5 protein-coding genes are annotated in these 11,397 nt (G+C 73.0%); all 5 read right to left on the bottom strand.

The features are described from left to right. Positions 1 to 56: 56 nt before the first annotated feature. Positions 57 to 2,651, bottom strand: coding sequence for an aminopeptidase N (pepN, locus tag BM076_RS24465; RefSeq protein ID WP_093715849.1), 2,595 nt, complete (start codon positions 2,649 to 2,651; stop codon positions 57 to 59). 117 nt (positions 2,652 to 2,768) lie between these two features. Continuing rightward, positions 2,769 to 5,378: an FtsX-like permease family protein gene (locus BM076_RS24470; protein ID WP_093715850.1), complete on the bottom strand. Its 2,610-nt coding sequence runs from the start codon at positions 5,376 to 5,378 to the stop codon at positions 2,769 to 2,771. After that, positions 5,375 to 6,163 (bottom strand): ABC transporter ATP-binding protein, encoded by a 789-nt coding sequence (locus tag BM076_RS24475; protein WP_245796312.1) that lies wholly within the window; start codon positions 6,161 to 6,163, stop codon positions 5,375 to 5,377. The genes BM076_RS24470 and BM076_RS24475 overlap by 4 nt, the downstream gene beginning before the upstream one ends. Before the next feature lie 326 nt (positions 6,164 to 6,489). Further along, on the bottom strand, positions 6,490 to 9,825 hold the full coding sequence (locus BM076_RS24480) for a S8 family serine peptidase (protein WP_245796296.1): 3,336 nt from the start codon (positions 9,823 to 9,825) through the stop codon (positions 6,490 to 6,492). Positions 9,826 to 10,027: 202 nt separating this feature from the next. Continuing rightward, a complete protein-coding gene (locus BM076_RS24485; RefSeq protein ID WP_093715853.1) occupies positions 10,028 to 11,134 on the bottom strand; it encodes a hypothetical protein in 1,107 nt (368 codons plus the stop codon). Between the last annotated feature and the right edge of the window lie 263 nt (positions 11,135 to 11,397).

The following is an 11,397-nucleotide window of genomic DNA, read 5'->3' on the forward strand; positions in this document are numbered from 1 at the left end:
GACGAAGGGCCCCGGACCGCGTGCGGTCCGGGGCCCCTGCCCGTCAGGGCAATGGATCAGCCCGCCGCCGCGTCCGCCGCCTGGGCGCGCAGCGCGCGCTCCACGCCCGAGCGGGACTCGACCACCAGACGCCGCAGCGCCGGCACCGGCTCGGCCGACGCCAGCCACGCGTCGGTCGCGTCCAGCGTCGCCTGCGAGACCTGGTAGGTCGGGTAGAGCCCGATCACGATCTGCTGCGCCATCTCGTGGCTGCGCGAGTCCCAGACACCCTTGACCGCCGCGAAATACCGCTCGGTGTACGCGCTGAGCAGCTCACGCTGGTCGGACTGCACGAAACCGTCGATCACCGACTCCTGCACCGCGTTGGGCAGCTTGTCGTCCTCGACGACCGACGCCCACGCCGCCGCCTTGACCTCGGCGGACGGCCGGGCCGCGCGCGCCGCGGCGGCGTGCTGCTCGCCCGCCGACGTCGGGTCGAGCGCCAGCTCCGCGTCGATCGCCTTCTCGTCGGCGCGGCCGGTCGCCGCGAGCCGGTTCAGCAGCGCCCAGCGCAGCTCGGTGTCGACGGCCAGGCCCTCGTACGACACGGTGCCGTCCAGCAGCCCGGCGAGGATGTCGAGCTGCTCGTCGGTGCGGGCCGCCTGGGTGAACGCCCGTGCCCAGGCGAGCTGGTGGTCGCTGCCGGGGGCCGCCGCGGCCAGGTGCTCGCGCGCCGCCTCGGTCCACCGGGCGAGCCCGCTCTCCCGCCACGCCGGGTCGGAGTACAGGTCCAGCGCGAGCTTGACCTGCCGGTGCAGCGACTGCACCACACCGATGTCGGTCTCCTTGCCGACGCCGTGCAGCACCAGCTCCAGGTAGTCACGGGTGGCCAGTTCGCCGTCCCGCGTCATGTCCCAGGCCGACGCCCACACCAGCGCGCGCGGCAGCGACTCGGTGAAGTCGCCGACATGGTCGCGGACCGCGGCGAGCGACTGCTCGTCCAGCCGCACCTTTGCGTACGACAGGTCGTCGTCGTTGAGCAGCAGCACCGCGGGCCGCGGCGTCCCCGCCGGCCACTCCACCTGCGTCAGCTCGCCGTCCACGTCCAGTTCGACGCGCCGGGTGCGGACCAGCTTGCCGTCCTTCAGGTCGTACGCGCCGACCGCGATCCGGTGCGGCCGCAGCACGCCACGCGGCGGAGCCGCATCATCGGATACAGCGCCCTTGGCGCCCGCGGGCAGCGCCGGCGCCTCCTGCCGTACCGCCAGCGACGCGATCGTGCCGTCGTCGGCGAGCGTGATCTCCGGGCGCAGCACATTGATGCCGGCCGTCTCCAGCCACGCCTTCGACCAGGTCTTCAGGTCGCGGCCCGAGGTCTCCTCCAGTGCGCCGAGCAGGTCGGTGAGCCGGGTGTTGCCCCACGCGTGCCGCTTGAAGTACGCCTGCACACCCGCGAAGAACTCGTCCTCACCGACGTACGCGACCAGCTGCTTGAGCACCGAGGCGCCCTTGGCGTACGTGATGCCGTCGAAGTTGACCAGCACGTCGTCGAGGTCGTTGATCTCGGCCATGATCGGGTGCGTGGACGGCAGTTGGTCCTGCCGGTACGCCCAGGTCTTCATCGAATTCGCGAACGACGTCCACGAGTGCGGCCACTTGGAGCCGGGCGCGTACGCCTGGCAGGCGATCGAGGTGAAGGTGGCGAACGACTCGTTCAGCCACAGGTCGTTCCACCACTCCATGGTGACCAGGTCGCCGAACCACATGTGCGCCAGCTCGTGCAGGATCGTCTCGGCCCGCGTCTCGTACGCGGCGTCCGTGACCTTCGACCGGAACACGTACTGGTCGCGGATGGTCACCGCGCCCGCGTTCTCCATCGCGCCCGCGTTGAACTCCGGCACGAACAGCTGGTCGTACTTCGCGAACGGGTAGGCGTAGTCGAACTTCTCCTCGAACCAGTCGAAGCCCTGCCGCGTCACCGCGAAGATCGCCTCCGCGTCCAGGTACTCCGCCAGCGAGGGACGGCAGTAGATGCCCAGCGGCACGCTGCGGCCGTTGCCCTCCCAGCTGCTGTGCACCGACGCGTACGGGCCGACGATCAGCGCCGTGATGTACGAGGAGATGCGCGGCGTCGGCGCGAACACCCACACGCCGTCGGCGGGCGGCTCGGGCGTCGGCGAGTTCGAGATGACCGTCCAGCCCTCGGGGGCCTTCACGGTGAACGCGAAGCTCGCCTTCAGGTCGGGCTGTTCGAAGCTGGCGAAGACCCGCCGCGCGTCCGGCACCTCGAACTGCGTGTACAGATACGCCTGCTTGTCCACCGGGTCCACGAAGCGGTGCAGGCCCTCACCGGTGTTGGTGTACGCGCAGTCCGCGACCACCCGCAGTTCGTTCTCGCCCGCCCGTACCGACGGCAGGGCGATCCGGGAGTCCGCGAAGACATCGGCCGGCTCCAGCACCTCGCCGTTCAGCACGACCTCGTGCACCGCGGGCGCCACCAGATCGATGAACGTCCCCGCCGCCTGCGCCGCCGCGAACCGCACGACGGTCACCGACCGGAACGTCCCCCCTTCCTGGGCGCCGCGCAGGTCCAGCTCGATCTCATAAGCGTCCACCGTGAGCAGGCGCGCACGCTCCTGCGCCTCCTCACGCGTGAGGTTCGTACCAGGCACGCTCGCCCATCTCCTTCTCGTCAGCTGAGACGCCCATCCTCGCATGCCACCCGCTGACCGGGTGGTCCACAACCGCCCGGTGCGCTGTGGCGCGCCGCCGCCCGCGTCCCCGGTGCGCTATTCGCGCGCCGCGCCCGCCGCCGCGGGGTTGCCGCGCAGCAGGGCGCGGGCCGGGAGTGCGGTGGACAGCAGGCCGAGGCCGGTCGCGGCGGCGACGATGCCGATGCCGGTGAGCGGCGGCAGGTACGGGCTCGCGTCGGTGATGCCGCGGGCGATCGGGACCATCGTGATCCAGGCGATCGCGCCGCCGATCAGCAGCCCGGCCGCCGCGACCAGCAGCGCCTCGCGGCGCAGCATGCCCAGCACCTGGCGGCGGGTGGTGCCCGCCAGCCGCAGCAGGGCGACCTCGCGGCGCCGGTCCAGGACCGTCATCACGAGCGTGTTCGCGGCGGCGACCGCGGCGAAGCCGCCGAGCACCCCGGCCATGACGTTGTTGGCCCAGGCGTTCAGCTCCAGGTCCTTGTCGGCCTGCGCCCGGTAGCCGGCCCGGTCGGTGACGGTGAGCCCCGTCACACCCAGCTTCGACAGGTCCCGCTGGACGGCCGCCCGGTCGGCGCCGGGCCTGTCGTGCACCAGCACCTGGGTGTCGTACGCGGCCCGCGCGTGGGCCGCCACCGCGTCGCGCGGCATCAGCAACTGGCCGAGCCCCAGGCCCCGTTCGTAGGTCGCGACGACCTTCGGCTTGATGGTCGTGCCGTCGCCGAGCCACAGCGAGATGGTGCCGCCGACCTTCACCTTGGCGGTGCCCGCGAGCAGCGAGTCCACGGCGACGGTCCGGCCGTCGCCGGTCAGCCTGTCCAACGAGCCGCTCTTGACGCCCAGTCGGAGGACGTCCGGCACGTTGCCCGGGTCGCCGGAGACGCCCAGCAGGGACGCGGAGTCCAGCGAGCCGCCCGCACGGTAGAGGGCGCCGGTGCGCAGCACCCCGGTGACGCTGTCCACGCCGGGCACCTTCGCGGCGCGCGCCGCGGTGTCGGCGGGCAGTCCGGCCGCGGACGAGCCGATCACCTGGTCGGCGACGACGCCGTCCTTGATCTGCCGGGACGACTCGTGCGTGATCGTGCCCTGCATGCACAGCAGGGTGCCGCAGAAGGCGGTGACCAGCACGATCGGGGTGATCGCGGAGGCCAGCCCGCGCGCGTTGGCGCGGGTGTTGGCGGCGGCGAGCCGCGACGCGGCGCCGCCGGCCCGCAGCGGCAGTCCGAGGACAGCGGCCGCCGCCCAGGCGACCACGGGACCGAGGAAGGCCACACCGACCATGAAGCAGAAGACGATGCCCAGCGCCACGTTCGCGGCGTCCTCGCCCGTGGTGTTGGCGGCGACGGCCGACAGAACGCAGCCGCCCGCGACGGCGGCCGTGCCCAGCACCGTCCTGATCACGCCGGGCCTGCGCCGCTCGACCGCGGCCTCGCCGAGCGCCTGGCTCGGCCGGGCCTTCGACGGCCGGCGGGCGGCCAGATAGCCGGCCAGCAGCGACGCGAGCAGCCCGGAGCCGACGGCGGCCACCATCGGGATCCAGCCCGTGCTGAGCGTCACCCCCTCCGGCACCGCGCCCCGGTCCACCAGCTGCCCCACCCACCACTTGGCGAGCGCGACGCCCGGCAGGATGCCCGCGGCGCCCGCGAGCGGCGCCACCAGCACCGCCTCGGTCGCCACGGTGCGGCGGATCTGCCGCGGGGTCGCGCCGACCGCGCGCAGCAGCGCGATCTCCCGGCCGCGCTGGCCGATCGCCAGCGCGACGGTGCCCATCACCACGAACACGGCCGTCGCGGTGGCGATACCGCCGAAGGACGCGCCGATCGCGGTCAGCATCTCCTTGCCCTCGGCCAGCTCCGGGTGCTCGGCGAGCCCCCGCCCGTCACCGGTCCGCACCTTCGCCCGGTCCCCGACCGCGTCCTTCACCCGCTCGGCCAACTCGTGCGTGCCGACGCCCTTGTCGGGCAGTACGGCGATGGCGTCGGTCCGCCCCGGGTGCCCGGACAGCCGTCCGACGGCGCTGTCCGCGAAGTACGCCGCGGGCGCCGTGGCGCCGGAAGCGTCGGACGAGCCGGAAGCGCCGGACGACGCGGAGGCTTCGGACGTACCGGACGACCCGGAACCCCCGTCCTTCGCCGCGGACTTGGTGTCCGTCAGTCCCGACACCCGGTACGCGGCGGTGCCGCCCGGCGCGGTCAGGGTGACGGTGTCGCCGACGCCGAGGTGGGCGGCGCGGGCGGTGGCGGCGGGCAGCGCGACCTCGCCCGTGCCGGGGGCGCGGCCCTGGACGACGGAGGCGCCGTCGATCACGCGGGCCGCGGCGTCGCGGCCGGTCAGCTGCGGCAGCGCGGCGGACTGCACGGGGAAGGCGGTGTCCGGTACGGCCGCGGCCACGCCGGGAACGCCCGCGATCCGCTCGGCCAGCGCGGTGTCCACCCGCGGCTGCTCGGGCAGCGACGCCGTCTCGGTGTCGGCGTCGTCGCCGTGCCCGGTCCTGATGTGCGCCGACGGGTCGGCGGCCACCACGACGGGCGTGTGCGCGTACCGCACCGGCTTCACATGGGCCGTGATGCCGGTCTGGAGCATGCTGCCGCAGGCGGTGACGACGGCCGCGGCGAACAGCAGCGCGATGAAGGTGCCCGCGAAGGACGCGGGCCGGAAGCGCACCGAGGCGCGGGCCAGCCCGTTCACGCCGCCGCCTCCACCCGGCCCGGGCCCCGGCCCGTACCGCGGCCCGCGCCCTGTTCGGTGAGGGCCACCATCCGGTCCGCGACGGCCGTCGGCGTCGGCTCGCGCAGCTCACCGGCGAAGGACCCGTCGGCGAGGAAGAGCACCCGGTCCGCGTACGAGGCCGCGACCGGGTCGTGCGTCACCATCACCACAGTGGCGCCGAGCCCGTCCACGGCGTGCCGCAGCAGCCCGAGCACCTCGCGGGCCGTACCCGTGTCCAGCGCGCCGGTCGGCTCGTCCGCGAAGATCACATCAGGCTCGGTGATCAGGGCGCGCGCGATGGCCACGCGCTGCTGCTGCCCGCCGGACAGCTGCCCGGGGCGGCGCCTGGCGTGCCCGTCGAGCCCCACCTGTGCCAGCAGCGCGCCCGCCCGCCGCCGGTCGGGCCGCTGCCCGGCCAGCCGCTGCGGCAACTGGACGTTCTGCTGCACGGTCAGCGACGGCAGCAGGTTGAACGACTGGAAGACGAAGCCGATCCGGCTGCGCCGCATCTCGGTCAGCCGTTTCTCGCTCAGCTCGGTGATCTCCACCCCGCCGAGCAGCACCTGCCCGTCGGTCGGCCGGTCAAGGCCGGCCGCGCATTGCAGGAAGGTGCTCTTGCCGGACCCGGAAGGGCCCATCACCGCCGTGAAGCTGCCGCGCGGCAGCCCCAGATCGATCCCGCGCAGCGCGTGCACGGCCGCGTCCCCGCGCCCGTACGTCCGCCGCACCCCGCGCAGCTCCACCGCGTACGCGCCCGCCGTCATGCTCCCGGCCACGGCCTCGGCGACCGCCGCGTCCCGCTCGGCCCGCTCCGCCTTCTTCGCCCGCCTGCGCTCGCGCCGCGACGCCATGACCGCCTCATTCCCTCTCGCCCCAGCCCTTCTCCGACCCTCCCGACGCTACGGAGCGCGTCCGCCCCGGACCATGGCGTTCCCCGGCGTCCCCGTGGTGGGGACAACCCCCGCCCCGGCCTCCGACGAGCCGCAGGTGGGTCCGCACACGACAGCGGGGCGGCTGCCCCCGAAGGCAGCCGCCCCGCCGTGGTGCGCGGGTCCCGGGAGGAGGGCGGGGCCCTCCTCCCGGGGGCCCGTTACGGGATCGTCTTGGTGATGATCACGCTGCCCCGGCCCGCCACCGAGCCGCGGGCGTCGAGGAGCTGGACCTCGCCGAAGAGCTGACGGCCCTCCGGGGCGACCGTCGAGGCCACGACGGAGGCCGAGACGTCCGTGGAGGCGCCGTGCGGGAGGTTGACGGTGGCGGACTCGTCGACCGTGACGCTGCCGAGGGAGTCGGAGAAGTAGACGTCCTCGTAGTCGTAGGTGGTCGACCCGGAGGGGACGGAGTAACCGTCGACCTCGAAGGTGTAGGTGCCCGCCGCCGGGTTGGTGAGGCTGACGGACTCCTCGGCGTCGCCGTCGGCGGACTGCCCGACCAGGGTGCCGTCCCGGTAGACGTAGAGGTCGAGGTCGGCGGCCGTGTCCGACGGCGAGCCGATCGAGACGTCGAGGCGGGAGACGCCCGCGCCCAGGGTGAGCGTGGTCGTCTGCGTGTCACCCTCGGCGATGGTCGGCTTCGCGGTGACCGCCGAGCCGAGCGGGCCGCCCTTGAGCTTGCCCTGGAGCGGGGCGAAGCCGTTGGTGACCGTCCAGTCGACGGGCGTCGGCGTGCCGACCTTCGCCTCCGGCACGGTCTGCACGGCCGGGTCGAAGGACGCGCCGAGCAGCGAGACGGTCAGCCGGTACGGGTTGTCGAGCTGCGGCGAGGTGCGGCGCGCCTCGACGGAGATCTCCCACACGCCCGGCATCGGGTCGGCGTAGGACCGTACGTCCGGCCGGCAGGTGTTCGCCGGATTGTCGTAGTTGGGGTAGCAGTCGATGGTCTGGGTCGAGTCGAGCGGCACACCGTAGGGGTGCATCGTCAGGAACCGGGTCTGGCTGCCCGCCTTGAGCCCGTCCATGGCGACCTCCAGCGAGGTCGCGCCGGCCGGGACGGTCACGAAGTACGACGTGGTGCTGTCCCGCTCGATCGTGCCGGACCGGGTCAGCGTGTACGACGGGCTCGCGACCGGCGTGGAGACGATCACCGCCGCCGGGATCTGCGTGTCGGTGCCGCGGGTCAGCGGGTCGTCGACATTGAGCAGCGCGCTGTGCGTGCCGACCGTCCGCGGCTTCGCGGTGACCTTGACCGTCACCGGCTTGTTCAGCGGCAGCAGCACCAGCGGGCTCGCGACGCGGAAGGTGCCGTCGTTGTGCGCCCAGGTGAGCGTGTGCAGTTGGGCGTAGGCGGGACCGCTGGTACGGGTCACGGTCACGTCGTACGTCCGCGACTGGCCGGTCTTCAGGCCGCCCTCGCGGTCGTAGACGCCGGTGCCGACGCCGGGCGTCGCCAGGAAGTCCTTCAGCACGGTGTTGACCGGCGCCTTCACGGTGTACGTGTCGGTGTGGCCGCCGCGCCGCAGCAGCTGCCAGGCGGGGGACACGGCGATCAGGCCCGCGCCCTGCTCGATCGTCTGCGCGCCGGGGATGTTCCTGGCGGTACTGGTCAGCGCGGTGCGCAACTGCGCGGGCGTGACGGTCAGATGATTGGCCTTGGCCGCGGACAGCAGCAGCGCGGAGGCGCCGGCCGCCTGCGGGGACGCCATCGAGGTGCCCTGGAGCATCGCGTAGCCCGGCGGCAGGCTGTAGCCCGCCTCCTTCACGGGGCTGCCCGGCTCCCAGGTCGGGATGGTGTTGATGGACGCGCCGGGCGCGGTGATGACCGGCGCGAGGCCGCCGTCCTCGCGCGGGCCGCGGGAGGAGAAGGGCAGCAGCGAGTACGGAACGGTCATCTGCGAGCCGTAGTTGGCCGCCCAGGTCTCCTTGGAGATGGACGCGCCGACGCTCAGCACGTGGTCGGCCAGGCCCGGGTCGCCGATGGTGTTGACGCCGGGGCCGTCGTTGCCCGCGGAGATCACCAGCTGCACACCGTAGGTGTCGATCAGCTGCTTGTAGAGCTGATCACGGGCGCTGGCACCGTCGTTGAGGGCGCCGAGGCCGCCGATGGACATGTTGACCACGTCCACACCGCGGTTGACGACGAGGTCGATCATGCCCTCGGTGAGCGCGATGCTGGTGCAGCCGCCGGTCCAGGTGCAGGCCCGCGAGGAGACGATCTTCGCGCCGGGCGCGGCGCCGTTCATCTTCCCGCCGAACAGGCCGTTCGCGGCGGTGATGCCCGCGACATGGGTGCCGTGCTCGGACTCCACCACACCGATGTTGACGAAGTCCGCGGTCTTGCCGACCCAGTCCCCGCCGTACGGGTCCATCGGCACGCTCTTGCGGATCTCGACGGTGAACGGGATCGACTCCGAGATCGCCGTCGCCGGGTCGTCGGTGCCGAAGTGCCCGATCTGGAAGCCGTTCTTGTACGGCTTCATCGCGGTGTCGTCGGTGAAGTCGCCGTTGTTGTTCAGGTCCACCCGCACCGTGCCGGCGGCGGCGTCGTACAGCACGCCCCACTTGTCGGTGGTGTCGCCGTCCCGGTTCAGGTCGCCGTTCATGTCGCCGCCGAGGGTGGCGGACTCGGAGAACGTGCTGAAGTAGTAGCTGCCCGCGGGCGCGGTCCAGGTCCGGCCACCGGAGGTGAAGGACGGTCCGGATACCGCGGTGACCATGGGACGCCAGGTCGCGTCGCCGTCCAGGATCGGGTCGGTCGCGGTGACCCAGTCGACGATCTTCCGCTCACCGGTGGTGGTCTTCTGCAGCGCCGGGTGGCCGACGTCCACGCCCGCGTCCAGGATGCCGACGGTGATGCCGCGGCCGTCGTAGCGCGGATTGTCCTTGACGAAGTCGACCGCGCCGGTCTCGAAGGACGGCTGGTACGGGTTCTTCGCCGGGGTGTTCTTGTCAGGACCGGGGTACGTCTTCGCCGACGGCTTGCCGTGCCGGGCGGCCGAGTCGGTGGTGTCGGCGGCCGGCGTCGGGTCGTCGAGCTTGATCTCCTGCTTGAGGTCGATCGCGATCACCGACGTCAGCTTCTGCGCCGCCGCGATGGCCGAGTCCGCCTTGCCGGTCGGCACGGTGGCCCGTACGTAGCCGACCTTGTCGTACCGCAGGCCCACACTGGCGCCCTGCGCGTCCAGCTTGTCGGCGACCTGGCCGGTGCTGCCCGGCTTGGTCGCGACCATGAAGGTGACGTTCTTGTCGCCGTCGGCCTTGGCCTTGGCCAGCAGCGACGCGTCCGCGGAACCGAGCTTGTCGGCGGCGTCCTTGTCGGGCGAGCCGGTGCCGGGGGCGCCGGAGGAGGCGGTGGACGGTACGGACGAAGAGGCGGGCGCGGAGTCCGCTACCGCGAGCGCGGGCCCGGCGGCCGACAGTGCGGCAACCAGACCCGCGGCCAGCGCGATACGGGCCGCGCGTCTCTTCCCGGGTATCTGAGCGAGTGGCATGGGCATCCCTGTTCGGACCATGGCGGTCTGTTCGGAAAACGGAGCCGGTCGATCGCTCACACTGCTCGAATTGACCGCCCTTTGGGGAGTGTTGACCACTTGATGGTCCGGCCGTGACGTGTTTCCGCCAGCCGCCATCGCACCCAATTCGGCTGTTGTCCACAGGAATCGCCTCTCCCTCGCTGCCTCGCGTGACGGGCGGTCACCGGGGCGTGACGACCACGTACGCGGCCGGCGTCCGGTCGGCGGACGCCATCAGCGCGGTCCGTACGACGGTCGCCTGCTGCTCCAGTGAGTCCCGCAGTTTGGCCGGGGTGAGGTGGATGAGGGTGATGCCCAGCGCTTCGAGGCGCTCGCGTTCGCGGGCGTGACGGGACCACACGGCGTCGTCGTCGGCGTGCTCGAACTCCCCGCCGTACGCGCCGCCGTCCCCGTACGCGCCCTCGGCGAAGATGTCGCCGTAACCGCGGTCCGCCGTACGCGCGTTCACCGTACGGGCGTCGATCTCGACCGCCACCGCGTGCTCCGGCCAGTACGCGTCCACCCCGCCCAGCGGCGGGCCGCCCGGCAGCTTCAGGTCCACGTTCCACACCGGGTCGGGCAGGCCGTGGCAGCGCACCATCGCGTACAGCCGGTCCTCGGCCGCCGCGCGCCCCTCGGCCAGCAGCGCGTTCACCGCCGCCGCCACCTGCGGGCGGCCCAGCAGCCGGGCCTGCCGCAGCTCGGCCACCACGCTGCCCGCGTCGCAGTGCCCGCCGCACACCGCCTCGACCAGCAGCCGCCGCACCGTGTCCGCGTCGCCCGGGTCCTCCAGCTCCGCGACGGCGTCCGCCAGCGCGCGGGCGACGGGCGCGCACGGCAGCCCGATCACCTCCTCCGGGCGGGGCAGCGCGTTGGTCCTGCGGATCGCCACGTCACCCGCGTCCCGCAGCCTGCGCTGCCGCGGCACCAGCACATCGATCCGCGGCAGGCCCGGCAGCGGCGGCACCGACGCGAACTGGCGCAGCGCGAGCGCCGCGAAGCCGGTGACCATCGCCTCCCGGCCGCCGCCCCTCGGCCCGTGCGCCCCGGGGTCGCGGCCCGCGTACAGCAGCGCCGCCTCCAGCCTTTCCGCGCTGTTCGGCGGGCCGGAGTGCAGCAGATACACCTGCGGCAGCAGTTGCTGCCACGGGCCGCCCGGCCGGCAGCGCTCCGCGATCGTGCCCGGCGTGATGCCGTGCTCCTTGAGCTGACGCACCGTCAAGACGCTGCTGCCGCCCATGCGGAGGTGGTCCAGGGTGCGGGGGGTGTGGGGGTTCTCGATGTCCATGCGGAGGTCGTTCCCGCGACCATGCCCGTCACTAACCGCTGTTACACGCTCGTCGATAAAGCCGGACAACTCCGGGCTAAAGTTCATGTGTTCGGCTGCCGAAGTGCGTCTTTCACCTATTCGGGTGACGCCGCGTGATCATTCCCCGCCCCCCTGCGAACGAGGGCGCCCCTCCGGGGCGAGGCAGCGGAGGACGGTGCCCCTCCAGGGGCGCGGGGAACTGCGCGCCCAGCCGTAGCGCGCCTTCAGGCGAAAGACCGCCC

Source organism: Actinacidiphila alni (assembly GCF_900112845.1).
Classification (GTDB): Bacteria; Actinomycetota; Actinomycetes; order Streptomycetales; family Streptomycetaceae; genus Actinacidiphila; species Actinacidiphila alni.